The following is a 24,934-nucleotide window of genomic DNA, read 5'->3' on the forward strand; positions in this document are numbered from 1 at the left end:
TCCACAATGAGAGGTCGGTACGAAGGCAGGCCGGAGGGAGGCTGCGCAGTGCGCATCCGGGTCCTCGGCCCGCTCGAGGTCGGCACCGCTGAGGGCTGGCGGCCCGTCACCGCGGCGAAGTGGCGCTCGCTGCTCGCCCGCCTCGTCGTCGCGGACGGCCAGGTCGTTCCCGTCGATCAGCTCGCCGAGGAGCTGTGGCCGGAAGACCAGCCACGCGGTGCGGTCAACCAGATCCACGGCTACGTGATGAGGCTCCGGCGCGCGCTCGGTGACGGCGACGCGACCGTGCTGCGGACCAAGGCGCCCGGCTACGAGCTCCGCCTCCCGCACGAGGACATCGACGCCGGCCGGTTCGACCGCCTGGACGCCGAAGGGCGCGCGGCACTTCGCGACGGGGACGCTGACGCCGCGCGGCGGCTCCTGGCGGAGGCGCTGGAGCTGTGGCGGGGGCCGGCCTTCGCCGACGTCTCGTCGACGCCGATCATCCGGACCGCGGCGGATCGGCTCGACCAGCGGCGCACGTCCGCCGTGGAGACGCGGATCGACGCCGACCTGCTCCTCGGCAACCACGCGGACCTCGTGGGGGAGTTGGAGGCCCTGACCGAAGCCGATCCGTACCGCGAACGGGTGTGGTCCCAGCTCATGCTCGCCCTCTACCGGTGCGGCCGGCAGGCGGATGCCCTCGTCGCGTACCAGCGGCTGTGCCGCCTCCTGCGGGACGAACTCGGCGTCGAGCCGAGCCGGCCGGCGCGGAAGCTGCACGAGCAGATCCAGCGCGCCGACCCGGATCTCGAGCTGCCGCCGCACCGGCCACCAGGGGGTTCCAGAGCGCCGGCGGCGGCCGCGTCGCCACAGGAGCCGGTGCCACGCCAGCTTCCGAACGGTCTCACCGACTTCACCGGCCGCGACGCCCAGCTCGGCCAGCTCGACGACCTTCTCGCCGACCGCCGCCCGCCGTCCCACGCCGTGGTGATCACGGCCATCGCGGGCATGGGTGGTATCGGCAAGACCTCGCTCGCGGTGCACTGGGCGCACCGCGTGGCCGGGGAGTTCCCCGACGGTCAGCTCTTCGCCGACCTGCGCGGCTACGCGCAGTCGCCGCCGCGAGAGCCGGGTGACGTGCTCGCGGGCTTCCTCCGGGCCATGGGCATGCCGCCGGACCAGGTGCCGGTGGACATCGACGAGGCCGCGGCCCTCTACCGGTCGCTGTTGGCCGACAAGCGGATGCTGGTCGTCCTCGACAATGCCAAGAGCGCCGAACAGGTACGCCCGCTGCTGCCAGGCAGTGCGTCCTGCCTGCTTCTGGTGACGAGCCGCGACCAGCTGAGCGGGCTCAGGGCCCACCACGGCGCCGGGCGCCTCGATCTCGACCGGCTCGACGTCGCCGAGTGCCTTGCCCTGCTCACCCGGATCCTCGGCGAGCGTCGGGTGGCGGGGGAGCGCGCCGCCGCCGTGGATCTGATCGACCTGTGTGCCCAACTTCCCCTCGCCCTCCGCCTCGCCGCGGCCGGCCTGGCCGCGGAGCCCCATCGACCGATCGCGGCGGTGGTGGCCGAGCTCTCGCACGGCGACCGGCTCGCCAGGATCGGGATCGAGGGAGGGCAGGACAGCTCGCTCAGGGCCGCGTTCGACCTCTCCTACGAGCGGCTGGGGACACCGGAACGGCGGGCGTTCCGCCTCGCCAGCCTGGCGCCCGGTCCCGACTTCAGCGCCGAGGCGGTCGCCGCGCTCGCCGCCGTTCCGGTCCGCGAGGCGAGGCGGCTCCTCGGGCGGCTGGTCGCGGGCCACCTGCTCGAGGTGCGCCCGCCGGGGAGGTACGCGTTCCACGACCTGCTCCGGGTGTACGCCACGCAGCTGCTCGGCCCGGACGAACGGGTGGCGGCAGCGACGCGGCTCTTCAGCTGGTACCTCCACACCGCCGCAGCTGCCGTGGCCGCGGCCTTCCCGCATGTCGTACGGCTGCCGGCCACCGTCTCGCCACCTCCGCCGGAGCTGCCCGACGTTCCCGCGGCGGAGTTCGACGATCGGGACGCCGCGGCCGGGTGGCTCGAGGCCGAGCGGGTCTGCCTGGCGGCCGTCGTCCAGGCCGCCGCCGAGCCTGGAGTCGCGGACCGCGTACCGTCCTGGCTCCTCGTCGACGTCCTCCGCAGCTTCTACTTCTTCCGCCGGCACCCCGGCGACTGGATCACGGCCGGTCAGCTCGCCCTGGCGGCGGCCATCCGCGACGGCAGCCGGGGCGGGGAGGCCGCTGCCGAGCTCAGTCTGGCTCAGGCGTACCGCTGTGTGAGTGACTACGCCGCGGCGAGGGCGCACGGCACCCGTGCGGCCGCCCTGTGCCACGAGGTGGAGTGGCCGGAAGGAGAGGCGGTCGCCTACAACGAGTTGGCCGTCGTCGAGTTCGAGCAGGGCCGCTACCGCGAGGGCGCCGAGTTGCAGGAGCGCGCCGTGGTGATCGACCGCCAGGTGGGTAACCGGGAGTACGAAGCGCGGCACCAGCTGAACATCGGCTCCGCCCGCCTCTACCTCGGCCAGCTCGCCCTCGCCGCCGACCGGTTCGAGCGGACCGTGGAACTCGCCTCGGAGACCGAGTCGCCGCAGCTGCACAGTGCCGCCCTGTCGAATCTCGCGGAGGTCTACCGCTGGCAGGGGAGACTGGACCAGGCGCGGCACTGCCTCGACCGAGCCCTCCGCATCCAACGCGCAGCCCGCTACGACTCCGCGCTCCTGGTGACGACCGCCAACCTCGCCAACCTGCACGGGGACCTCGCCGACCTCCGTGGGGACCCGGCCCACGTCGAGGAGGCGGAACGGCACGCGGACACGGTGTCACGCTTGGCCGAACGCATGCAGAGCAGCCGGGTGGACGGCTGTGCCCTGGTGTTGCAGGCCGACGCCGCGCTGCGGCGCGGGGATCATGCCGGCGCGGTGGCGTACGCGCAGAAGGCGGAACACATCTTCACCGAGGGCGGAAACCGGCTCGAGCTCATCGACGCGCACCTCGCGCTCGGCCATGCGTACCTTCGGCTCGGCAACCCCGACGAGGCGCTCACCGCCGCCCGGGCGGCGGTGGACACCGCACGGGAGATCGACGCCCGCGGCTACGAGGGCAAGGCACTGACGTTGCTCGCCCGGGTTCAGCTCGCGGGAGGCGGCGATGTCGAGTGCGTCGCGGCCACCGCGCGACAGGCGCTGGCGATCCACCAGGAGACAGGGCACCGTCCTGGCGAGAGCCAGACCCGCGCGCTGCTCGAGACCCTCACCGAAGGCTGACCGGGAGCCAAGGACGCCGCAGGTCCGGCCCTCTACCGCCGAGGAGTCCACCTGCGGCCACGACGTTTGCGGAAAGCGATGATCCGGAAAGGCTTCAGATCATCGGCAGGCATGCGCGCTCGAGAACGAGGAAGCCAGGAGACGGTCATGCTCAGAGGATTCAAAGAGTTCATCATGAGGGGCAACCTGGTCGAGCTGGCCGTGGCGTTCGTCATGGCCGTGGCGTTCGGTATCGTCGTCACCAAGGCGGTCGACGTCATCATGAGCCTCATCGGCATGATCGGGGGTCAGCCGGACTTCAACGCCTGGCGCCCCGGCGGGATCCCCCTCGGTGCGCTGATCACCGCGATCGTCTCCTTCCTCATCCTCTCGGCGGTCGTCTACTTCCTGATCGTCGTGCCCTACAACAAGCTCAAGGAGCGCCAGGCGCGCGGGGAGGAGCCGGCCCCTCCGGCCGATGACATCAAGCTGTTGCAGGAGATCCGCGACATCCTCGCCTCCCGTGACCAGTCCGGCAGTGGCAGTGGTAGTGGCAGTGGTAGCGGTAGGTAGTGGCACCGGCGTCTGAGCGACCCGCTCCGGCGGATTGAACCCACGCCCGCACCTCGTCCGTACGCCCCAAGAGAGGGGTGGCGGCGCGCTGGCACCCCAGGCAGACTGCCGAGCGGGACAACAGCGTCGTCGGACGTCCGTTCATGGCAGACTCACAGGCCGCGACGCACGGTGGAGGTGGGCATGAGCATGGTGCTGCGCACCGACGATGTGCCGGTCGCTTCGCGACCTGACTACTGGCAGGACGTGGTCGACAACACAGCGGTGCCGTTCGAGGGAAGCTTCGTCGACGGGTCGGACTACAGCTGCTCGATGGTCGTCGGCAGCGTCGGGGCGATCGATGTCGCGGACGCCACGATGCCCCCCGGGGTCTGCCTGCGTTCCCCGGCGCGGATCCGCCTGTCAGACCCAGACGTCTACCGGATCGATGTCCTGCGGGTCGGGCGATTGATCATCCAACAGGACGGCCGGGAGTGCGTCCTCGGCCCGGGCGACTTCATGCTGTTCGACCCGTCGCGGCCGGCCCGGATCATCCATTCGGCCACCCGCCACGTCGCACTGACGATCCCGCGCATGATGCTGCCACTGCGGAGCGACGACGTGATCCAGCTGACCGGTACGCGCATACCCGGTGACCACGGGATCGGCGCCCTCGTCTCGTCCCTCGCACTCCAGCTCCCCCGCTACCTCGACGACTGCGCCGCCTCCGAAGGTGTACGCCTGGGCACCGCGGTGGTCGACCTGCTCACCGTGGCGCTGACGACCCGGCTGCGGCGGACCGCCACGGTCGAACTCGGCACCCGGCAGCAGGCGCTGCTCCACCGTGTCCATGCGTTCATCGAGCAGCGGCTGGCTGATCCGGAACTCTCTCCGAGCGCCATCGCGGGCGCGCACTACATCTCGCTGCGCTACCTGCACAAGCTGTTCGAGGCGCAGGACGTCACCGTGGCGGGGTGGATCCGACAACGCCGGCTCGAACGCTGCCGGCGGGACCTCGCCGACCCCGCACTGCGGACGAGACCGTTAGGTGCGATCGCTGGCCGCTGGGGTTTCGGTAGCGCGGTGCACTTCAGCCGGGCGTTCCGCTCCGCGTACGGTGTGCCGCCCAGTGAGTACCGCAAGCAGTGCGAGGCGCTGGCCAGCTGAGCCTTGTGCGCAATCCGTCGAGAGATGTGCGCTGCACTGACAGTCCGCTGGCCGTGCCAGGCCGCACGCTGGACGTCGGATGTCGTCCAGGAGGCGGGAGGTACGCGAAATGGCGCAGGACACGGGTGAGGCGGGTTGGGCGCTGACCCGGCTGGTGAAGATGCATGCGGGAATGCGCGATGACCTTGCCCTGCTCCGCCGCGCGGTCGCGGTGATCACCGAGGACGGCCAGGACCTGGCCGACGCGGCGGCGGTGCTCACCCACCTGTCCTTCCGCCGGCCCGGCTGGACGCTGCGCCGCTACTGTGCCAGCTTCTGCAGGTTCGTCCACGCTCACCACGACGTGGAGACCTCGATGCTCTTCCCCGCATTGCTCCAGCAGCAGCAGGATGCGGGAGACCCGGAGTTCAAGCAGGTGATCGACCGCCTCGACGCCGACCACCGCGCGCTGACCGACGACCTCGAAGAAGCCGAACGTGCCCTCGCCCGCCTCCCCGGCGACGAGGCGGCAAAGGCCGCGGCCGCCGGGGCGTTGGTGCGGCTGGCAGACCGCCTGACCGAGCATCTCGACTACGAGGAGACGAGTCTCGCGCCGGCGCTCAACCGGATGTCACGTGTCGTCTCCGAGGACGCCTTCCCGGCTCCGCCGTCGGAGCACTTCGGGATTTCCAGGTCATCGGTTCTCGAAACCGACCACGCAGGGCAGGATTAGGGGGTGTCCGGCAGCCGTTTGGCGAGGTCGCGGGCTTCGTCGCGGTCGAGGTCGTCAAGGTCGTGAGACGCTCTGGACATCCCCGAAGATGTCTGGGCATGGGGAGGAGCCACGATGCCGGTCCAGTTCAACCACACCATCGTCCACGCCAAGGACAAGCGCGAGTCCGCCGCCTTCCTTGCCGACATTCTCGGCCTGGACGCACCCACCTCGTACGGGCCGTTCATGGTCGTCCAGGTCTCCAACGACGTGTCGCTCGACTTCGCCGACGACCACGGGCCTGTGCACCCGCAGCACTACGCCTTCCTCGTCGAGGAGTCGGAGTGGGACGAGATCTTCGGCCGGATCCGCGAGCGCGGGCTGGACTACTGGGCTGACCCGGGACGAAGCCGGCCGGGGGAGTTCAACACCAACGACGGCGGCCGGGGCGTCTACTGGGAGGACCCGAACGGTCACTTCCTCGAGATCATCACCCGTCCGTACGGCAGCGCCGGTTGACGCCGCCAGCTGGTCCGGACGCCGTCGAGCCGGAGAGTGGGCCCCATGTGCATGGGTCGGACGCGCCTGGCGCCCGGGACTTGCGTAGACCGGAGTTCCCGGATCCGGCCGACCCGGAGCTGGGGTCGTCGGCCTATGCCCAGGCCGTACGGCTCGGCACCACGATCGAGACCTCCGGCCAGGGCGGCTGGACGAGGACCCGCGACTACCCGCCGACGGTGCAGGGTGAGGTCGTCCAGGCACTCGACAACGTAGCGAGCGTTCTGGCAGGCGCCGGCGCGTCGTGGGACCACGTGACCGCGGTGCATTCGTACCACGCCATCGACCGCGACTGGGAGGCCGAGGTCGACGCGGTGATGAGCGCCGAACTCCGCACCCGCATGCCGTCGCATGCACCGATCTGGACGAGGGTCGGCCTGCCCAAGCTCGGACCGCGCATGCATGTCGAGGTCCGCGTGGCGGCTGTCGCACCACAGGGCTGGAGTGAGATGACACGACCGGAGTTCTTCGTGACACCCGGCTACGGCGAGGCCCAGCTTGCCCGCCGCTACTCTTCGCAGGCGGTACGGGTCGGCAACCGCGTCGAGACCGCGGGGCAGGGCGGGTGGTCCGACGACGGGGAGTTCCCGGAGGGCCGGCACGACGAGATCGTGCAGGCGTTCGACAATGTGGAACGCACGCTGCGTACCGCGGGGGCGTCATGGACCGACGTGATCAGCCTGCAGTCGTACCACACCCAGCTCGACGACGACGAGTTCGGGAGCATGAGCGGCGAGCTCCGCGCCCGTATCCCCACCCACGCGCCGATCTGGACCGCCGTCGTGGTCAGCCGCCTCGGTCATCCGAAGATGAGGGTCGAGATCGCCGCCACCGCGATCCTCGCGGACTGAGCCGCTGGTCACCCGCTCGCGGCGCCCGACGGTGAAGTACAGCTGGACGAGCAGCATGCACCCGAACGCCTCGATCGTGCGTACGCCATAGCCCGCGATCTCACCCACCAACCCATCGACTGGGCGGGACGCGAGAAGCGACAACAGGATCGGCGTCACCACCAGGCCCGCGTACCAACCAACGCGGAGTGCGGCAGGCGACGGCCGCGCTCCCGGATCGACGATCGACTGGTCGACCACCCACAGGCCGATGGGTGCGAGGACCAGGACACCAAGTGCCTCCGCCAGGTGGATGACGGGCGCGGTCTGGCTGGTGGCCGCCACGATCACGAGCGTGGCGAGGGTGATGCCGACGGCGACCCGCACCGGAGGTGGCCGCCGCGCCTGGAGCGCCGGGATGAGGACGGCGGCGACGAGGAACGGCTCGTTGAGGGTACGGAAGCGGCTCGGCAGGTCGCCCACGAGGAGAACTGTCGCGGCGAGCAGGCACGCGGCCGCTGTCGCCGTCGTGACCACCCAGCGCCGGCGGGCGGGCCGGCTGACGAGGTGTGGTCGGGCGAACTCGATCCAGGCGGCGAGCAGCATCGCCAGCAGCAGGGCTTCGCTGTTGCGCGCGGCCGGTCCGGCGATCCACTCCGGCAGTGTCGCCGGCCAGACCTCGAAGGCGATCCCTACCAGGACCGCCGCCTGGCCGCCGTAGAAAAGGCCCACCCGCATGGGCATTGGACCCTCGCAGGCACCGTTGCAGCGCCGTTGCTCTGTTGCCGTTGCTCCTGCTGGTCCCGCGATGGGGGCGGTGCGCAGGAACCTTCCTGAGAGGCGGTCTTGACGCTGGTGCTGGCGGGTCTCGCGTGCTCGTTGTCGTTGGCAGGTAGTGGATGAATCCGTTGAAAACAAGGCTGTTCTGGAGGGGCAGTGGTGACCTATTAATGGTAGAATCGCTTGTATGTTCGATCGTCGTGGGGATCCGGATTTCTCGGTGTTGGCTTCGGCGGCGCCGGGTGCTGAGCTTGGTGCGGTGTTGGCCGGGATTGACACTGCGGCGGTGAATGGTCATGTGCGGGTGTTGGTGATGGCGGCGTGGGAGCGGCAGGTGTCGTGGGCGTCGGCGCGGTTGTACGAGGTGATGGCGCATGTGGCGCGTTCGCCTGCGTGTGAGCCGGATTCGCCGCCCGAGCTGGATCGGTGTTTCGGTGAGTTCGCCTCGGCTGAGGTGGGTGCGGCGTTGTGCATGTCACCGGGGTCGGCCGATCGGGAGTTGTCGTTCGCGTTCGAGCTGACTGAGCGGTTGCCGTTGACGCGTGCGGCGCTGACGGCTGGCCGGATCAGCGTGGGGAAGGCGCGGTCGATCGCGGATGAGACGAGTTGGCTCGCCCCGGAGTTGGCGGGGGTGGCGGAGGCGTTCATCCTCGCCGCTGACGCTGGCGCGTCAGGGTTGACGCGGGCGCAGCTGGTGCGGCGGCTGCGGCGCAAGGTGTGTGAACTCGACCCCGATGGTGTCGAGGCGCGGCGCAAAGAAGCGCAGCAGGGTCGGCGGGTCCGGTTCGGCGCCGGTGTGTACGGGACGGGGACGATCGAGGGTCGGGACCTGCCGTTGGCGGGGACCGCCGCGGCGAGGGTGTTCATCAAGGCCGCAGCCAAGCGGATCAGGGCCGGTGGTGATGTGCGGACGTTGGCGCAGATCGAAGCCGACGTCTACCTCGACCTACTCCGCGGCCGCCACCCGGCCACAGCAGAACGTGACGATGACACAGCCACCCCTACCGGCTCCGACATCCCCGCCCAGGGCGAGGGCCCACCCGCCACCGGAAACGCCGCGCCGTCCACCAGCGGCGGCGACGAGGCGGCAGACCCGACGGCAATCCACCTTTGTGTGACGACCCTGCCCCGGGCGGCGACGCTGGCGGTGCAGGTGGCTGGGGCGGGTTGGGTCGCGATACCGAGGTGGACCTGGATGATCCGGGTGACGGCGGGGATCGTGTCGAGGCCGGTGATGAGCAGCTGGTCGGCAGGATCGAACTCGTCGCCGACCTGCAGACCTGGCTCGGACTGGAATCACGTGCGGGAGAACTCGCCGGGTTCGGCGCGGTCACCCCCCAGGTGATCAACGACATCAAGAAAGCCGCAGCAGGCGGGTTCGAGTACTGCCGCACCGTCACCGTCGACGGCAAAGTCGTCTACCACCAGGCCAGCAGCCGACGGTACAAACCTACTGCCACCCAACGCCGCCTCATCCAAGCGATGCACCGCACCTGTAGCCAGCCCGGCTGCTCCAGACCCGCGATCGCCTGCGACCTCGACCACACCATCGAACACCGCCTCGGCGGACCTTCCTGCGCCTGCAACCTCGCACCCCTGTGCCGACGGCACCACCGCGCGAAACACGAAGCCGGCTGGTGGTGGACCCAGAACCAACCCGGCCGCCTCACCACCCAAAGCCCCCTCGGCCACACCTACACCGTCCAACCCTCATCACCACCCAGCGCCGACCCAACCGAACCCGCCGACAGCACGCCCTTCTGAGGCGAGGCTCGTGGGTGCGGTGTGGAGACGCCCTGGCTCCGGTCACGTGAGGGAGACGCGCGCGGTCACCGTCGTACCCTCGCCGACTCGCGAAACCACAAAAAGCCGACCACCGATCAGCTCGGCACGTTCGGCCATGCTCCGCAGGCCATATCCACCGTCGGCTCGCGGTTCCCGCCCGTTGCCAGACGATAGCTGTCCAGCTTCATCCCAGCCCCGGCCATCGTCGGCGACCACCAGTGCCACGTCTTCGCCGGTACGCCGTAGCTGGAGCCGGACGGTCGAAGCGTCTGCATGCTTGACCGCGTTCTGCAGCGCTTCCTGCGCGATGCGGTAGAGCGCGATCTCGACATGCTCGGGGAGCGCGCATTCGTCGACGTCGACGACGACCTCGATCCCCGCTATCGACCGGGCCAGGCTGGCAAGGCTGTCGGCGAGGCCGAGGTCGTCCAGAACGGGTGGTCGCAGGCCGTTGATGGCCGCCCGCGCCTCGTCCAGCGTGAGGCGCGCGAGCGTACGCGCGACAACCAACTGCTCGGACGCGAATGCCGGCTCCGCGGTCAGCGCGTCAGCAGCGGCGTCGAGGTGGAATCGGAGGCTGCAGAGGCGCTGGGTGATGCCATCGTGGATGTCGGCGGCGAGTCGGCGCCGTTCCGCTTCCTGCGCAGCGATCGCCTGCTCGGTGAAGCGTTCGTGGGCGCGTTCGCGAGCAGCGAGTCGGCGCCGCAGGTGGCCGGCATGAGTTCCACTGGCGATCAGGCTGCCGATCGACGTGAGCAGCCGGATGTCCCCATCGGTGAAGTTGCGCCGGGGCCGCGTATAGACACTCAGCGCGCCGACAACGCCGCCCGGCGAACTCGTCATCGGCACCGAGACCATCGACATGTACGCCTCACCATCAGGATCCAGGCCCTCCCGACCGGCGTCCGGCAGCGCTTCGCCGAGCCGGATCCTGACCCGTCCGACCCCTCGGTCGTACGGTGGAGTCGCTCCGCGAAGCGTCAACCACTGCCAGGCGGCGTCGAGCCCCCCGGCGTGGCGTCCGGCGCCTACAGGCTGTGAGGCTTCGAGATCCAGGTCGTCAAATGCGAAGAGGAGACATGCGTCGGTCCCGGTCGCGGCAGCGATCAGTGGCGCCATCCGCGGGGCCAGGTCCTCCAGCGAAAGCCCCGACGAGGCCACCTCGATGATGTCGACGAGCGGCGCAGTCACTGAAAGATCCCCTCGCGGAGCGCGACCGCGACGGCACCTGCACGGTCGTTCACGTCGAGCTTGCGGAAGATCCCGCGGACGTGACTCTTGACGGTTTCCTCACCGACGACAAGCTTGCCTGCGATGGCCCGGTTGGAGAGTCCCGCGACAACCAGGGCGAGAACTTCGCTTTCGCGTTGGGTGAGGCTCAGATGGGCGCCCGGCCAGAATTCGCCGGCCTGTAACCGGGCGGCCGCGGCGACCGCTCTGCCGGCCATGCTGGGATCAACGACGGTTTCGCCTTCTGCGGCACGTTCGAGCTGCCTGACGAGTTCCTCCCGGTCGATGGATTTCAACAGATAACCCGCCGCACCTGCCCGGAGTGCCTGGAAAAGATACTGCTCGTCGTCGTACGCACTGAGCAGGACCACGCGCCGTCCCGGGTCGGATTCGACCAGGCGTCGACACAGATCGAGTCCGCTGGCCGACCCGCGCAGGCGTACGTCTGACACCACGACGTCAGGATCCAGCGCGGCGATCAACGGCTCCGCGTCGTCGGCATTCACCGACTGCGCGACGATGCGTACCCGCCCACGAAACCGGGCGAGAAGGGCTTTCAACCCTTCGAGGACCATTTCATGGTCGTCAACCATGACAAGCCGAAGCGGCTGGTTGCCCATGAGATGAGCGTATGAGCGTGGCTGCGAGCCCGAATGGAAAACGAGTGACACGGGACTACCGAGGACCCCTACCCCGTGGGCACCCTCGCGCGGGGGATCCGGTCCCATCCGTCCTGGCCTATGGTCGAGTGCAAGCCGTGGCGGCGCAGGCCTGTGGCCGAGGGACGAAATGTCCCAACGCCCGCGTAGGAACGTACATTCGGTGGTGTCGGCCGTCGTCTGTCATGGCTCACGGGGGAGGAGACGACATGCCGCACAAGCTGATTCGGATGCAGCGTGGGCGTCACCAGGCGGGCCCGGGACGACCCACGATGCTGGCCATCGCCGGCGACAGTGCGGCGGGAAAGACCACGCTCAGCAAGGGACTCGCGAACCCACTGGGTCCCGAACGCGTCACCCGGATCTGTGTCGACGACTATCACCGGTACGACCGGCAGGAACGCAAGAACCTCCCTTTCACGGCGTTGCATCCCGAATGCAACTATGTCGAGATCATGGAGCAGCACCTGCAGCTCCTCGCGACCGGGCAGCCGATCCTCAAACCGGTGTACGACCATGACACCGGCCAGCTGGCCAGGCCCGAGCTCGTCGAGCCGCGGGAGTTCGTCATCGTCGAAGGCCTGCTGCCGTTGCACTCGAGGCTGACCAGGGCGTGTTTCGACATCACCGTCTATCTCGACCCGCCGGAGGACATCCGTCGGCAGTGGAAGATCAAGCGGGACACGCAGAAACGCGGCTACGGAGTCGAACAGGTGCACGCGGAGTTGGAACGCCGCGAGCCGGAGTCCGCTGCCTTCATCCGTCCACAGCGCGCCGTCGCTGATCTCGTCGCCCGGTTCGCGCCCGTGGCGGGCAGGTACGACCCACCGGGAACGCCGTTGTCGGCCGAGCTGATGTTGCGCCCGACGATCCGGCATCCGGATCTGCGCCGGATCCTTGCCGAGAGCGACCAGCGTGCGCTTCATCTCAGCCTGGCAAGGGATGAGGACGGGCTGCCGGTCGACGCGCTGCACGTGCACGGCTATGTGCCGCGTGAGGAGAGCCGGGTTGTCCAGAAGGCGATCTGGTCGCGGCTCGGTCTGGAAGGCGGCGAGCCGGTGGAGATGTTGGGCGACCTCGGTAACGGTGACCGCAGTGAGGCCCTCGCCATCACCCAGCTGGTGTTGCTCTACCACCTCCTGACGGCGGCCCGGTAGAGACGCCGGACGAGTCATGGCCCCCGCCACCTCGGCCCAGTCCACGTCTACCCAGTCCACGTCTCCCACCCGTGCGACGACCCTCGTCACCGGAGTGACCGGCTACGTGGGCGGGCGGCTGGTGACGGAGCTGGTGGACCGAGGCACGCAGGTGCGCGTCCTCACCAGGTCGACCGACCGGATCCACGAACGCCCGTGGTTCGGCGACGTCGAGGTCATCGAGGGTGACGCCAACGACCCCGACACTCTGGCCCGGGCCCTCACCGGTGTCGACACCGCGTACTACCTCATTCATGCGATGGGGAAGGGACGCCGGTTCGTACGACGGGACCGCAGAACGGCGACCCGCTTCGCACGTGCGGCCGAGCGGGCGCACGTCGGGCGGATCGTGTACCTGGGCGGGATCATTCCCACGGGAGCGGCGAAGCTGTCCCCGCATCTGCGTTCGCGGGAGGAGGTCGGGCAGATCTTCCTCGGGTCCGGCGTGCCGACGGTCGCCCTTCGGGCGGCGGTGATCATCGGTTCGGGTTCGACGTCGTTCGAGATGCTGCGGTACCTCACCGAACGCCTGCCCGTCATGACCACGCCTCGGTGGGTACGCAGCCGGATCCAGCCGATCGCGATCCGAGACGTGTTGTGGTACCTCGCGGAGTGTTCCCGGCTGCCGCCCGAGACCAACCGAACGTTCGACATCGGCGGTCCGGAAATCCTCACGTACGAAGAGATGATGCGGAGATTCGCGGCGATCGAGGGCCTCCGGCGTCGGTGGATCGTGCCGCTGCCGGTGCTGTCGCCGAAGTTGTCGAGCTACTGGGTCGGTTTGGTGACGCCCGTACCGAAGGGGATCGCGAAACCGCTGGTCGCGTCACTGCGGTATGAGGTGGTCTGTCACGACGACGACATCGCCGGTCACCTCGGCGAACCACCGGGCGGCCGCCTCGGCTTCGACGCGGCCGCATCCCTTGCCCTGGAACGGACTCGCGGGCTCGCGGTGGCACTCGGATGGTCGTCAGCCGCGGACGCGGCCGTCGCCACACCGAGCGATCCACTCCCGACCGACCCGGCGTGGTCCGGTGGCAGTCTCTACGTCGAGCAGCACAGCCGGCCGGTCAAGGCGTCCCGGGATGTGCTGTGGTCGACCATCGAGGGAATGGGCGGCGACCGTGGTTGGCACCACACGACGGTCGCGTGGCAACTGCGTGGCCTCGTGGACCGGCTGGCCGGCGGAACCGGCGCGCGTCGCGGCCGGCGGGACCCGGATCGGCTGCGGGTGGGTGATCGGGTGGACTGGTGGCGGGTCGAGGTTCGCGAGCCGGATCGGCTGTTGCGGTTGCATGCCGAGATGCGCCTGCCCGGCAACGCCTGGCTGGAACTACAGATCGACGACGACGGAACATCACGGCGCCTGGTGGAGCGGTCGGTCTTCGTCCCGCGCGGCTTGGCCGGGCACGCGTACTGGTGGCTCCTCAAACCGTTCCACGGACTCGTCTACGAGATGATGTTGCGCGATGTCGTGCGTACGGCCGAGTCGGCGGGCGCGGCTATCCCGGCTAGCCCGGCTAGCCCGGCTGGTCGGTGAAGACGCGGCTGGCGAGGAAGTCGTCGGGTTCGAACCGCATCAGATCGTCCTTGTGGTACGTACGTCCGGTCGCGGCGACGAGGCGGTTGGCCTGTCGGAGCCGGGCGCGTTCGAGTGCGTTGCGGACGCTGCGGGCGTTCGCGAAACGAGGCTGGCGCATCCGGCGCTGGAGGTAGTCGCGGAAGACCGCCTCGGCGGCGTCGGAGAGCCGGTAGTGCTCCTTGTTCAACATGAGCTGCGCGATGGCCACCAGCTCGTCGAGGTCGTAGTCGGCGAAGTCGAGGTGATGGGCGATCCGCGAGCTCATACCGGGGTTGGAGCCGAAGAACGAATCCATCCGGTCCTTGTAGCCGGCGAGGATGACCACGAGATCATCGCGATGGGACTCCATGACCTGCAGGAGGATCTCGATCGCCTCCTGGCCGTAGTCGCGTTCGTTCTCGGCGCGGTACAGGTAGTAGGCCTCGTCGATGAACAGCACGCCGCCCATGGCGCGCTTGATGACCTCCTTGGTCTTGGGTGCCGTGTGGCCGACGTACTGGCCGACGAGATCGTCGCGGGTGACGGCGACGAGGTGGCCGCGTTGGATGCTGCCGAGCCGGTGCAGCAGTTCGGCCATCCGGAGGGCGACCGTGGTCTTCCCGGTGCCCGGACTTCCGGTGAACGACATGTGCAGACTGGGCTGCGACGCGCTCAGGTCGAAACGCTGGCGGACCCGGTCGACCAGCAGCAGCGCGGCGATCTCGCGGATTCGGGTCTTCACCGGCGCCAGGCCGACAAGCTCCTGGTCGAGCGTGTCGAGGATCTCGTCGATGCCCGAGGCCTGACGCTCGGCGGCGAGGTCCACCTTGGCGTCGGCGGGAAGTCGCGGCGGCGGAGTCGCCTCACGATCGCCTGTGTCGCCAGGCTTCGCCGGCGACACGCCATGTGTCGGCATGCCGAAGCTGGGGCGCTCCTGCGCGTCGCCGGCGGTCATCAGCCGGGAGCCGCGGGCGGGTGGCCGTCGTGGCCGTTGCCTGTCGTGGAGACGTAGCGGTCGCCGGCAGGACGGTCTGCCGCGTACGGATGAAGGGTGTAACGGATCCTGCGGTCAACTGTCTCCTGACGCTCGACCCGGAAGCCTGGTTCGTGACTGGGGCGGTTGACGATGAACGACAGCGCGGTGGTCTGCCGGTGCGGCCGGGAGTCGTAGGCGTTGACCCGGATGTAGCGCTGAGGGTAGGCCTTGCGACAGGCGTTGACCTCATACAGCACGCCGGCCGCGTCGTTCATGTCGAACATCGGCAGGCCCCACATGTCCCAGTAGTTGTTGCGGGGGTGCGGATCGTCGGTGAACTCCACCGACAGCGCCCAGTCGTGGTCGAGTGCGTACTGGATCTGCTTGGAGATCTCCTCGTCGGTGAGGTCGGGCAGATAGGAGAACGTGCCTTGGGTGATCCGCATGGACTGGCCTTCCCTCACACCGACGTGGGCGTCTCGACGACATCGGGCGTGTCGGTCGACTCGTAGGTGAAGCTGATGTCGCCCCAGGTCGTCAACGCGACGTCGAGCTCATGGCTGCGCTTCGCGGCGTCGCGCAGGATGTCCTCGCCTTCGGCGAGATAGTCGCGGCCTTCGTTACGGGCCTTGATCATCGCTTCGAGGGCGACGCGGTTGGCGGCGGCGCCGGCCGCGATTCCCATCGGGTGGCCGATGGTGCCACCACCGAACTGGAGTACGACATCTTCGCCGAGGTGGTGCAGCAGCTGGTGCATCTGGCCGGCGTGGATCCCGCCCGACGCGACCGGCATGACGCCGGGCATCGAGGCCCAGTCCTGTTCGAAATAGAGGCCTTTGACCGGATCGGGCTCGACGTGGTTGAGCCGCAACGTGTCGTAGAACCCCGCGACGGAGTTGGGGTCGCCCTCCAGCTTGCCGACGACCGTACCGGCGTGGATGTGGTCGACACCGGCCAGGCGCATCCACTTGGCGATGACGCGGAAGCTCACCCCATGCGTCTTCTGCCGGGTGTAGGTCGAGTGGCCCGCCCGGTGCAGGTGGAGGATCATGCCGTTGCGGCGGGCCCACTTCGCCATCGACTGGATCGCGGTGTAGCCGATGGTGAGGTCGATCATCACGATGACGCTGCCGAGTTCCTTCGCGAACTCGGCGCGTTCGTACATGTCCTCCATCGTCGCGGCCGTGACGTTGAGATAATGACCCTTGATCTCCCCGGTCTCGGCCTGCGCGCGGTTGACCGCCTCCATGCAGAACAGGTAACGGTCCCGCCACCGCATGAACGGCTGGGAGTTGATGTTCTCGTCGTCCTTGGTGAAGTCCAGCCCACCGCGCAACGCTTCGAAGACCACTCGGCCGTAGTTGCGGGCCGAGAGCCCCAGCTTGGGCTTGACCGTGGCGCCGAGGAGCGGGCGTCCGTACTTGTTGAGGTACTCGCGTTCCATCACGATGCCGTGGGCGGGCCCCTGGAACGTCTTTGTGTAATGCGGCGGAATGCGCATGTCCTCCAGCCGCAGTGCCTTCAACGCCTTGAAGCCGAACACGTTGCCGATGATCGAGGAGGTGAGATTCGCGATCGACCCCTCCTCGAAGAGGTCGAGATCATAGGCCACGTAGGCGATGTACTCGCCCTCCTTGCCCGGGACCGGTTCGACCTTGTAACACTTGGCCTGGTAGCGGTCGTACGCCGTGAGCCGGTCGGTCCAGACCACCGTCCACGTCGCCGTCGACGACTCACCGGCGACCGCCGCGCCGGCCTCCTCGGGCGGGACGCCAGGCTGGGGACAGATGCGGAACGCCGCCAGGATGTCGGACGGTTCCGGCACGTAGTCGGGTTGCCAGTAACCCATTTCGGCGTACGGAATCACTCCGGCGCCCCAGCGCTGCATGGTGTCGTCCGACGTCATAGGTGCTCCTCGAAGACGTGGGGCGTGCTCATGCAGGCGTACCCGGACAGTCGATCAACTATGCGCCAGAAAGTGGTCGACGTGGGTCTCGTCGATCACGCGGACAAGGGTGTCGACGATCCAGTCGAGCATTCGAAGGTGGTCGGGCCCGTCGCCGCCGACGTCACCGAAGTCGGGCGCTCCTCCGGGTGTTGGTGTGTCAGACACTGCGGGCGTCGGAAGCGCGGGTCTCGGACGCTGCGGCTGTCGGATGCTGCGGCTGTCAGGCGCTGAGTGTGTCGAACCGTGGCGGGAAGTGCTGCTCCCAGCGCGGGTCGAGGGTGGCCGGAAGTCGTGGATAGGCACGACCCGCGAGGCTGTCGTGGATACGGTGGAGCGTGTGCAACGGCGTCCGGAAGACATCCTCGGCGGTGAGGACGATGACGTGCCAGCCCATCTCGCGAAGCAGGTCGCGAGTGCTGAGGTCTTGTCGCCACTTGCACCGGCGCCGGTAGTGCAGTTCACCGTCGTACTCGATCGCGATCCGCTGTGCGCGGTACAGCAGGTCGGGGGTCGCGACCCATTGGCCGTACTCATCGAGGATCTCGCGGCCTGGTTCGGGGCAGGGCAGGCCGGCGAGCACGACGAGCAGGCGTACGCGGGTCTCCATCGGCGAGTCGACCCGCGGGCGCACGAGAGCCGCCGACTTCCTGGCGAGCGGGACGCCACGGCGGCCGTTGGCAGCGGAGGCAGCCTCACGGAGGCGCTCGGCGGTCGTGAAGTGTCGCCGCACCATCGCGTCGCCGAGAACCGTCAGATCGACAAGGGAAAGCTGCTTCGCGAGGTCGAGGAAGGTCCGCTCCGGTGTCGTCACCGCGAACCCCGCAAACGACCGCGCGGTGACCGACAGGGACCGATGCGTGACGATGCCAGGGACTCGCCGCCGCTGCAGCTCCTGGGGGAGGGTCACATGGATCGCCGGCTCGTCCGGGACCGGAAGGTCGCCTAGTTGTGCGGCGGTGTGGTGACTGAAGACAGCCGCGTCAGGGAGCAGGAGCCGCGCGGCCCCAGCACGGAGCCGTACGGAGTCGGGGGTACCTGCGCCGACGTAGACGCCTCGAAACACGCGCCGGAACCGCTGACCGCGCACAACGTCCTCGGACAGTCCGAGCTGTCGTGCCTCCCGGAGCAGGAAGGGTTGGTCCGCCAGGTATGCGGGAACCGCCTGGTCCGGCCGGTGTGGTGGCGACACAGAGACGATCATGCCCCCGACCACCGACAAGCCCCGACCACTGGCTGCCCCCGAACACCGGCGAACCGTCCCGAGATCATGGTTCATGATCAAGAGGCGGAAACCTGGCAATTTCGGGCTCATTTTCCCCGTTTCGTGCCTCTTGATCATGAACCGCGGCTGGCGTGGCCGACCCGCTCCGCCGGCCGCTCACGCCGGCCGCGGGCCCTGCCACGCCGGCCGCGAACCGGCTACAACTCCGGCGTCTGGTAGAGCGTCCTGCCGGCGACCCGGATCTCGGCGTCGACGAGGTACTGGCGTACGGCGTCGGGCTGCACGCTCACCCCCAGTCCCGGCGCTGCCGGCACGACGATCTCGCCGTTCGCATCGGGGAGCAGGTGATCGGCCGTCAGAGCCATCGCCAACGCGGACGCCTCCACCGGGTACTCACACAACGATGCGTCCCTCACCCCCGCGAACGGTTGCAGCGAGGCCGACAGTGCCAGGTGCGAGGTGAAGGTGTGGTTGACGAACTGCACCCCGCGTTCGGCGGCGTACGCAGCCACCCGCGCGGCCGGTCCGATCCCGCCGATCCGGCCGGTGTCGACCTGGACGTACCCGATCCCCGCATGGTCGACCTGATGAATCGCCTGGTGTGGGTCATGGGCACCTTCGCCAGCGGCGAGCGGCACCCCTGGTGTCATCGCCGCCAGTTGGCGGTACGCACCGAACGCACCGGAGACGAACGGCTCCTCGAGCCAGCCGACCCGCGCGTCCGCGAGTGCGGGGAGTCGCAGCGCCGCCGCGTCGATGTCCTCGCCGAACACCGTGCCCGCGTCGACGAGCAGGCTCCGATCGGGTCCCAGGCCGTCTCGGGCAGCGTGGATGTGGGCGGCGTCGTCCTCGACGGTCCCGCGACCGAAGGCACCCCATCCGAACTTCGCGGCCCGGAATCCCTGCCCAGCAACGGAAAGTGCCTTCGCGTACGTCTCCTCGGGGGTGTCCCCGAACAACGCCGAGGCGTACGCACGTTTCGGCAACGCCCGCCCGGCACCAAGCAACTCGTACACCGGAGCGGCGAGCCGCCGACCGAGCAGGTCCCACATCGCGATCTCGATACCCGACAGCGTGTGGTCGGCCTGCAGCAGGTCGAGGCTGTTGGCCTTGACCAGCTGGGAGATACGAGAAATGTCGGCCACGTCGCGCAGCGGCTGCCCCAGCACCGAGGCAAGGACGGGTTGACAGGCGCTGTGCGACATCGGCGCGACCAGGCCCGCGATCGAGGCCAGCGGCGACGCCTCGCACTCGCCCCAACCGGTGTGGCCGCCGGCGCGCACGCGGACCAGCAGCATGTCCTGACTGCCGTCGCCGATCGCGCGGATCTCCGGCATGGCGAGATAGAAGAAGTCGACCGCCTCGATCGTCGGCGTAGCCACCGCTCAACGCCTCCTGATCTCGACGAGCTCCGAACCTTCCACCGGCAGGGCGAACTCGAGCCCGAGCGCCATCAGGTCCTCGCCGGTTCGCACGTCGTGGCGGTCGGCGTCGTGCCAGTGCACGTCGTAGGCCTGTGCCGGGTCGAGCGCGTGCAACCGGACCGCCCGCGACGGTTCAACCGACCCCGGCAACCGGAAGGCCAGGACCAGGTGGGCGGAGTCGTCGGGCACGGCGTACTGCACCGCCGCCCACCGCTCGCCCTCCCCGAACCGCCGCGGCGATGCGGTCAGCCGGTGCAGGTCGGCGGTGTGCACGTAAGGCCGGACGAGCTCCTGGTAGGTCCGCACCGACGCGCGGAGCCGTTCGCGCACCCAGTCCGGCAGGTCGACCAGGCCGATCGAGAGGCCGGTGCCACCGAGCATCGCTATCCGCCGGTAGTAGTCGAGCTGGTGCGGTGCGAGCGCCGGATCCCGCGGGTCGAACGTCTGGTGGCGGTGGTCGCCGTACCACTCGCAGAACCCCCAGTGCAGCAACTGGTTCGGGGCCACCATGAGCGAGGCGCCCCACAGCAGCTGTAGTCCGTGCTCGGGCCAGTCCGGATCGCTGAGGAACGTGAGGTGCGTACGCCGGAGGATGCCGAGATCGATCCGCAGCCCGCCGGAGGAACAGTTCTCCAGGACGAGATCGGAGTGGTCGGCGCGTACGACGTCGAGCAGGCGGTAGTAGCCGGTGTAGTGCGCGAAGAGCCCGTCGTGCGCGCCATGGCCATGGTCGGTGCGGTTGCAGCCGAGGCCGGGGTCGAGGTTGAAATCGAGCTTGATCCAGTCGGCGCCGTGCACGCGGACCAGCCGGTCGAGCGTCTCGCGCGCCCAGTCCCACGCGGCCGGATTGCCCAGGCAGGCGTAGCCGAGCGGTTCGCCGTCGCGGAGCGCGGGGAGGTCGGGCCGCCGCGTGGCGACGGCGGCCTTCGGCCCGAGTGCCTCGATCTCGCACCACAACCCGAAACTCATGCCGCGTGCGTGCACGTGGTCGGCGAGCGAGCGCAGGCCCGACGGGAAGCGCACGGTGTTGACCTGGTCCCAGTCGCCGCGGATGTCGGTCCACTGGGAGGTCGCCTCCGCCGGCCCGAACCACCCGGCGTCGAGCGTGCACACCTCGGCACCGAGCTCGGCGGCGGCGTCGGTGTTGGCGGTGAAGACGGCCTCGTCGATGCTGTGGTCTTCATACGTCCACCAGTGGTTCCACTCGACCGGCAGCCGGTCGGCGAGTGCGGAGCGCGGGATCCAGTGCGCCCGCGCGGCTCGGGCCAGCGCGATGGAGGCGGTGTCGAGATCGCCGCCGTAGCCCAGTGCGAGGACGACAGGGGGCGCGGTGACCGTCTGGCCCGCGTCCAGAGCCGTCGCGAACCCGGTGTCGTGCAACCCCCCGGTGAGGACGAAGCTCGCTGGGTCCTCTGCCTGCTCGAAGCGGACGACCCAGTTCCCGGACCACGCGACCCCGCCACACAGCACGGCACCGTCGGCCGCGCGGACCAGCCCGAACCACGGATGCTGGTCGGCCGACGAGCGCCCGCGCAGTGTGCCCAGCGTGCGGGAACCGGCGAGTTTCTCCCGTACGCCGTCGAACTCCAGTCCCCATCCGCTCGTGTGCGACAGAAGGTCGAGATCGCCGCCGGCCAGGGCGAGCCCCAGCGAGTCGATCCGTTCCACGGTGACGGGCTGCGCACCACGGTTGGTGACGCTCGTCCAGGTCTCCACGACGGGCAGGCCGGGGTAGCGCCGGACGTGCCAGTCGATCGCCAGGTCAGGGCTTCCGCCCGAGGCCCACCGGCAGGAGATCCGCTCGTCGACCGCCCCGCCAGCGCTGGGCGTCACCTCAGGTTCCCCGACCTCGAGGCCGGGCGCGTCTCCGGTGATCGTCACGCCGTCCACGATGACGGTGAAGACCGGCCCGCGGTTCTCGACCGTCCACGACTGCTGCCCGTCGAGCGCGAGTCGCTGCGTGAGCAGACCGTGTGTGGCCGTGGACAGTGCGTACGTCATCGACCGGGCCGGCCCCCGGCAACCTCCGGTCGTCATGGTGCTGGACATGGCGGCCTCCCTCCGGGCCCTGCATGGTAGTCCCCGGCGCCGGCCTCAGGCGTGCTTGCCGGAACCGCGAACCGGTCACGTCGCGACCGACGTAGTCCACCCGAGGTTTCACGTCGCTCGCTACCGGGGTTCTGCTGACCGCAGCCCCGACCGAAGGTTCTGGGGGGTCCGATGTTCTCCATCAGGGCAGGGTTGTGGGGACTGGCGGTCGCCGGTCTCGTCGCCGCGACCGCGCCGGCAGCGACGGCCAGTTCGGCGGCGCTGTCGGAGGCCGCGGGCGCTCCGCGGGTCTGGGAGGTCGAGCCGTCCAGCGTCACGGAGGTCGGATACGTCCTGAAGAAGGGCCAGACGGTCACGGTCGAGACGACCGGACTGTCCTCGGGCGCCGACCCGGTGTTGCACCTGCTGGACCGTAACGGCCGGCAGGTGGCCATGGACGACGACAGTGGACCGGGACAGGCGGCTCGACTCACCTACACCGCCCCGCTGCGTGCGCCCTACTACGTCGTACTCCGGGCGGCCTCGAGCGCGACGGCAGGTAGCGCGACCCTCGTGACGACGAGAGGGAAGTTCCGTTCGGAGCGGCCGGTCACGTTCAGTCGGTGGTCTCCGACCTATCTCGCCAGTCTTCGTGGTGGGGAGAAGATCACCAGCGTTCCGCTGCCGGGAGTGAAGTCCACCGCGCACCGGCTCTACCTGTTGGGTCGCGACGGACGCACCATCGAGCGCAGGGACGTCGGCGCTGCCGGCGCGGAGCTCGTCCTGGACGCACCGCTCGGCAGTCGCTCGGTCGTCCTCGCAAGCGCGAGCACGACCAGCACCACCACGGAGCGCGCTCGCCTGGTCCGCAACGATGCCGCGCTCTACGCTGCCGACGCCGACGGCGACGGTCTCGGCCGCGAGTTGGAAGCCGCTCTGGGGACCTGCGCGAGGAGAACCGACACCGTGCCTGGCGTCGACTGCGCGTCGGTCGCGGATCTGCGCGACAGCGACGGCGACGGCATCTCCGACGGCCTCGAGACGGTCGGCGGCACGGTGACCCGCGACGGCGTTTCCGAACGCCTCCTCCTTCCGCGCTGGGGCGCCAACCCCCGGCACAAGGACCTCTTCGTCGAAGTCGACTTCATGCGGCGTACGAAGCAGGAGAACGACGACGACACCGAGCTGAGGATGCTGGCGAGTGTCGCCCGGAAGTTCGCCGACCAGTACGGTGACGCGTTGACCACGAGCCCGTCCGCGCGCGCCGCGCACGCCGCCTCGCTGCGTAACCCCGACGGCAAGACAGGTATCGCCGTCCACCTCGACACCGGGCAGGAGCCTGAGACGGCCGACGACGCCACGATCTACGGCGACTGGGGTGGCTACTCCGCGGTCGACGCGATCCAGGTCGACGGGTCGTACGTCGGAGTCACGGCATCGAACGCCTGGAAGACCGCGATGAAGCCGACGCGCCGGGGAATCTTCCGGTACGCCCTGGGCTACGGGACCGGCGGCGGCCAGACCGGCTTCGGCCTCACCGCGTCGTACAACTTCAACAGCTCCTTCGTGGCGCCGCACGAGACGGGCCACTCACTCGGGCTCGGCCACGGCGGCCTGCTCGGCGCCGAACCGGACGTCAACTGCAAGCCCAACTACCCGAGCCTGATGAACTACGCGTTCGACTCGGGCGAGGCCGGGTTCGCGGACGGCTCGACGACGGACGGACCCGCGCTCAACAACGCGGCGCTGAAGGAGTCCGGTGTCGCGAAGGGCGCCTCGGCGGGGTTCTTCGACCGGCTCGAGAGCGTCTACGGCTACGACGTCGACCGCGCGGGCGGCCACGTCGACTGGAACCGCGACGGCGAGTTCGCACCGGTGGGGACGACCGTGCGGGCGTACGCGAACCTCGCGCTCGGCGGTGGCGGTTGTGAGTTCACGCGCTGGAACAAGGTGCGGATTCCCTACACCTACACGTATCTGCCACCGGCGCTCGCCCGGCTCGACGGGAAGCTGCAGATGATCTACCCGTGGGGCGGCGACCTGAAGTACGCCGACTCCGACTCGACCTGGAACTGCCCGAAGCCCACTCCCGGCGACTGCGCCGGAGGCACCTGGTCGCGTGGCAAGCCGCTGGCGTTGCCGACCGATGCGGCGGCGGCCGACGCGGTCACGGTCCGGACCGCGGGCAAGGAGGAGATGCTCATCGTCGCCAACGGACTCGACGGCAGCCTGTGGCAGCGTTCGCTGATCGCGGAGAACGGCAGCATCAGGCGGACGCCGTGGCAGAAGCTCGCCGGCAGCGCGAGTCGTGGCGGTCCCTCGCTGGCGCTGGGATCCGGCGGGACGGTCTACCTTGCCTACACCGACCCGGGCGGCGAATACCGCGTTCAGCGGCGTACGCGTCATGGCGAGTGGAAGGTCCCGCAGCCGTTCGTCGCGGCGAACGGGGACACGCTGGCTCGGCCGGCCGACTCCCGGTTCTCACCCGCAGTCGTGGAGGCGACGCTGGCCGGCAAGCGCCGGATCTACGCACTGCTCGCGGACGAGTCCGACCGTCTCGACCTGTGGCGCCTCGACCCCCTTCGGGCCGCTGGGAGAACACCGACCTGCTCGACACGCATCCGAGTGCGGTGAACTACCGTCCGGCGATGGCATGGGTTCCGCCAGATCCGACGAGTGCGGTCGGCCGGCTCCACATCGCATACTCCTCGGGCAGCAGCGCGGTGGTGCGGACGATGATGTCGTACGTCGATGTCGAACGGCTGCCCAACCGGGTGGTGAAGACCCCGCGGGTCGGCATCGCGACGTACTTCGACAACGTGTGGCGGACGGCCAACGGCGTCGATCTCTTCTTCGAAGAAGGAGTGGACTCGAACCTGCGTGCCGTCCTCGCATTCGCCAACGAAAAGCAGCTCACCCAGCTCTGGTTCCACCCGAAGGCCGACGGCATCAACGACACCACCTACACCAACCACAACGACTGGGCAGTGCTCGGCCGCAACCTCTGCGGTGAGCTCGTGAACCCAGGCGGCCTTGTCGACAACCCGGTTCGGTGCGGTGGGTGAAAACGTGCATGTT

At 69.2% G+C, this 24,934-nt stretch carries 21 protein-coding genes; 12 read left to right on the top strand and 9 right to left on the bottom strand.

From position 1 onward, the window contains the following. Nucleotides 1-48: 48 nt before the first annotated feature. The 8 genes from ABN028_RS27535 to ABN028_RS27570 all read left to right on the top strand — a co-directional run bounded on the left by ABN028_RS27535 (nt 49) and on the right by ABN028_RS27570 (nt 9,591). Nucleotides 49-3,270, top strand: a complete 3,222-nt coding sequence (locus ABN028_RS27535; RefSeq protein ID WP_349698640.1) for an AfsR/SARP family transcriptional regulator — start codon at nt 49-51, stop codon at nt 3,268-3,270. A 147-nt stretch (nt 3,271-3,417) separates the two neighbouring features. Then, nucleotides 3,418-3,822: a large conductance mechanosensitive channel protein MscL gene (gene mscL / locus ABN028_RS27540; protein WP_349698641.1), complete on the top strand. Its 405-nt coding sequence runs from the start codon at nt 3,418-3,420 to the stop codon at nt 3,820-3,822. Between the two features lie 183 nt (nt 3,823-4,005). Continuing rightward, nucleotides 4,006-4,968, top strand: a complete 963-nt coding sequence (locus ABN028_RS27545; protein WP_349698642.1) for an AraC-like ligand-binding domain-containing protein — start codon at nt 4,006-4,008, stop codon at nt 4,966-4,968. A 109-nt stretch (nt 4,969-5,077) separates the two neighbouring features. Next, on the top strand, nt 5,078-5,680 hold the full coding sequence (locus ABN028_RS27550; RefSeq protein ID WP_349698643.1) for a hemerythrin domain-containing protein: 603 nt from the start codon (nt 5,078-5,080) through the stop codon (nt 5,678-5,680). A 114-nt stretch (nt 5,681-5,794) separates the two neighbouring features. Further along, a complete protein-coding gene (locus ABN028_RS27555; protein ID WP_349330255.1) occupies nt 5,795-6,178 on the top strand; it encodes a VOC family protein in 384 nt (127 codons plus the stop codon). 80 nt (nt 6,179-6,258) lie between these two features. Next, nucleotides 6,259-7,068 (top strand): Rid family hydrolase, encoded by an 810-nt coding sequence (locus ABN028_RS27560; protein WP_349698644.1) that lies wholly within the window; start codon nt 6,259-6,261, stop codon nt 7,066-7,068. Between the two features lie 946 nt (nt 7,069-8,014). Next, entirely contained in the window at nt 8,015-9,172 is a 1,158-nt protein-coding gene (locus ABN028_RS27565; protein WP_349698645.1) for a DUF222 domain-containing protein, read from the top strand. Beyond that, nucleotides 9,169-9,591, top strand: coding sequence for an HNH endonuclease signature motif containing protein (locus ABN028_RS27570; RefSeq protein WP_349330252.1), 423 nt, complete (start codon nt 9,169-9,171; stop codon nt 9,589-9,591). Before ABN028_RS27565 ends, ABN028_RS27570 begins: the two co-directional genes overlap by 4 nt. Nucleotides 9,592-9,633: 42 nt before the next feature. Here the strand turns inward: ABN028_RS27570 and ABN028_RS27575 are convergent, their stop codons facing one another. Both ABN028_RS27575 and ABN028_RS27580 read right to left on the bottom strand, forming a co-directional pair. Continuing rightward, a complete protein-coding gene (locus tag ABN028_RS27575; protein WP_349330251.1) occupies nt 9,634-10,803 on the bottom strand; it encodes a GAF domain-containing sensor histidine kinase in 1,170 nt (389 codons plus the stop codon). Beyond that, nucleotides 10,800-11,462, bottom strand: coding sequence for a response regulator (locus ABN028_RS27580; protein ID WP_349330250.1), 663 nt, complete (start codon nt 11,460-11,462; stop codon nt 10,800-10,802). The genes ABN028_RS27575 and ABN028_RS27580 overlap by 4 nt, the downstream gene beginning before the upstream one ends. Before the next feature lie 248 nt (nt 11,463-11,710). Between ABN028_RS27580 and ABN028_RS27585 the strand changes: the two genes are divergently transcribed. Both ABN028_RS27585 and ABN028_RS27590 read left to right on the top strand, forming a co-directional pair. Further along, a complete protein-coding gene (locus tag ABN028_RS27585; RefSeq protein ID WP_349698646.1) occupies nt 11,711-12,658 on the top strand; it encodes a phosphoribulokinase in 948 nt (315 codons plus the stop codon). A 16-nt stretch (nt 12,659-12,674) separates the two neighbouring features. Further along, nucleotides 12,675-14,237 (top strand): SDR family oxidoreductase, encoded by a 1,563-nt coding sequence (locus ABN028_RS27590; RefSeq protein WP_349698647.1) that lies wholly within the window; start codon nt 12,675-12,677, stop codon nt 14,235-14,237. On the opposite strand, the gene cbbX is transcribed toward ABN028_RS27590, so the two are convergent. The 7 genes from cbbX to ABN028_RS27625 form a co-directional block, all read right to left on the bottom strand. Further along, nucleotides 14,218-15,213, bottom strand: coding sequence for a CbbX protein (gene cbbX / locus ABN028_RS27595; protein ID WP_349698648.1), 996 nt, complete (start codon nt 15,211-15,213; stop codon nt 14,218-14,220). The genes ABN028_RS27590 and cbbX overlap by 20 nt on opposite strands. Then, nucleotides 15,213-15,680 (bottom strand): ribulose bisphosphate carboxylase small subunit, encoded by a 468-nt coding sequence (locus ABN028_RS27600; RefSeq protein ID WP_349330246.1) that lies wholly within the window; start codon nt 15,678-15,680, stop codon nt 15,213-15,215. The genes cbbX and ABN028_RS27600 overlap by 1 nt, the downstream gene beginning before the upstream one ends. Nucleotides 15,681-15,694: 14 nt before the next feature. Then, entirely contained in the window at nt 15,695-17,140 is a 1,446-nt protein-coding gene (locus ABN028_RS27605; protein WP_349330245.1) for a form I ribulose bisphosphate carboxylase large subunit, read from the bottom strand. 54 nt (nt 17,141-17,194) lie between these two features. Continuing rightward, nucleotides 17,195-17,347: a hypothetical protein gene (locus ABN028_RS27610; protein WP_349698649.1), complete on the bottom strand. Its 153-nt coding sequence runs from the start codon at nt 17,345-17,347 to the stop codon at nt 17,195-17,197. Nucleotides 17,348-17,402: 55 nt separating this feature from the next. Next, entirely contained in the window at nt 17,403-18,371 is a 969-nt protein-coding gene (locus tag ABN028_RS27615; RefSeq protein ID WP_349698650.1) for a hypothetical protein, read from the bottom strand. Between the two features lie 230 nt (nt 18,372-18,601). Beyond that, entirely contained in the window at nt 18,602-19,786 is a 1,185-nt protein-coding gene (locus tag ABN028_RS27620; RefSeq protein WP_349698651.1) for a mandelate racemase/muconate lactonizing enzyme family protein, read from the bottom strand. Between the two features lie 3 nt (nt 19,787-19,789). After that, entirely contained in the window at nt 19,790-21,877 is a 2,088-nt protein-coding gene (locus ABN028_RS27625) for an alpha-galactosidase (RefSeq protein WP_349698652.1), read from the bottom strand. A gap of 171 nt (nt 21,878-22,048) precedes the next feature. Here ABN028_RS27625 and ABN028_RS27630 point away from each other — a divergent pair, with 171 nt between their 5' ends. Together ABN028_RS27630 and ABN028_RS27635 are read left to right on the top strand one after the other, a co-directional pair. Further along, nucleotides 22,049-24,490, top strand: coding sequence for a hypothetical protein (locus tag ABN028_RS27630; RefSeq protein WP_349698653.1), 2,442 nt, complete (start codon nt 22,049-22,051; stop codon nt 24,488-24,490). 14 nt (nt 24,491-24,504) lie between these two features. Next, entirely contained in the window at nt 24,505-24,921 is a 417-nt protein-coding gene (locus ABN028_RS27635; RefSeq protein ID WP_349698654.1) for a hypothetical protein, read from the top strand. Nucleotides 24,922-24,934: the final 13 nt, after the last annotated feature.

It is taken from the genome of Actinopolymorpha sp. B17G11 (assembly GCF_040196095.1).
Classification (GTDB): domain Bacteria; phylum Actinomycetota; class Actinomycetes; order Propionibacteriales; family Actinopolymorphaceae; genus Thermasporomyces.

What these genes read in the sequence shown, in the direction of transcription:
- mscL (WP_349698641.1), top strand. Translation starts at nt 3,418, where the DNA reads ATGCTCAGAGGATTCAAAGAGTTCATCATGAGGGGCAACCTGGTCGAG.
- ABN028_RS27545 (WP_349698642.1), top strand. Translation starts at nt 4,006, where the DNA reads ATGAGCATGGTGCTGCGCACCGACGATGTGCCGGTCGCTTCGCGACCT.
- ABN028_RS27550 (WP_349698643.1), top strand. Translation starts at nt 5,078, where the DNA reads ATGGCGCAGGACACGGGTGAGGCGGGTTGGGCGCTGACCCGGCTGGTG.
- ABN028_RS27555 (WP_349330255.1), top strand. Translation starts at nt 5,795, where the DNA reads ATGCCGGTCCAGTTCAACCACACCATCGTCCACGCCAAGGACAAGCGC.
- ABN028_RS27565 (WP_349698645.1), top strand. Translation starts at nt 8,015, where the DNA reads ATGTTCGATCGTCGTGGGGATCCGGATTTCTCGGTGTTGGCTTCGGCG.
- ABN028_RS27580 (WP_349330250.1), bottom strand. Translation starts at nt 11,462, where the DNA reads ATGGGCAACCAGCCGCTTCGGCTTGTCATGGTTGACGACCATGAAATG.
- ABN028_RS27585 (WP_349698646.1), top strand. Translation starts at nt 11,711, where the DNA reads ATGCCGCACAAGCTGATTCGGATGCAGCGTGGGCGTCACCAGGCGGGC.
- ABN028_RS27590 (WP_349698647.1), top strand. Translation starts at nt 12,675, where the DNA reads ATGGCCCCCGCCACCTCGGCCCAGTCCACGTCTACCCAGTCCACGTCT.
- cbbX (WP_349698648.1), bottom strand. Translation starts at nt 15,213, where the DNA reads ATGACCGCCGGCGACGCGCAGGAGCGCCCCAGCTTCGGCATGCCGACA.
- ABN028_RS27600 (WP_349330246.1), bottom strand. Translation starts at nt 15,680, where the DNA reads ATGCGGATCACCCAAGGCACGTTCTCCTATCTGCCCGACCTCACCGAC.
- ABN028_RS27605 (WP_349330245.1), bottom strand. Translation starts at nt 17,140, where the DNA reads ATGACGTCGGACGACACCATGCAGCGCTGGGGCGCCGGAGTGATTCCG.
- ABN028_RS27625 (WP_349698652.1), bottom strand. Translation starts at nt 21,877, where the DNA reads ATGTCCAGCACCATGACGACCGGAGGTTGCCGGGGGCCGGCCCGGTCG.
- ABN028_RS27630 (WP_349698653.1), top strand. Translation starts at nt 22,049, where the DNA reads ATGTTCTCCATCAGGGCAGGGTTGTGGGGACTGGCGGTCGCCGGTCTC.
- ABN028_RS27635 (WP_349698654.1), top strand. Translation starts at nt 24,505, where the DNA reads ATGGCATGGGTTCCGCCAGATCCGACGAGTGCGGTCGGCCGGCTCCAC.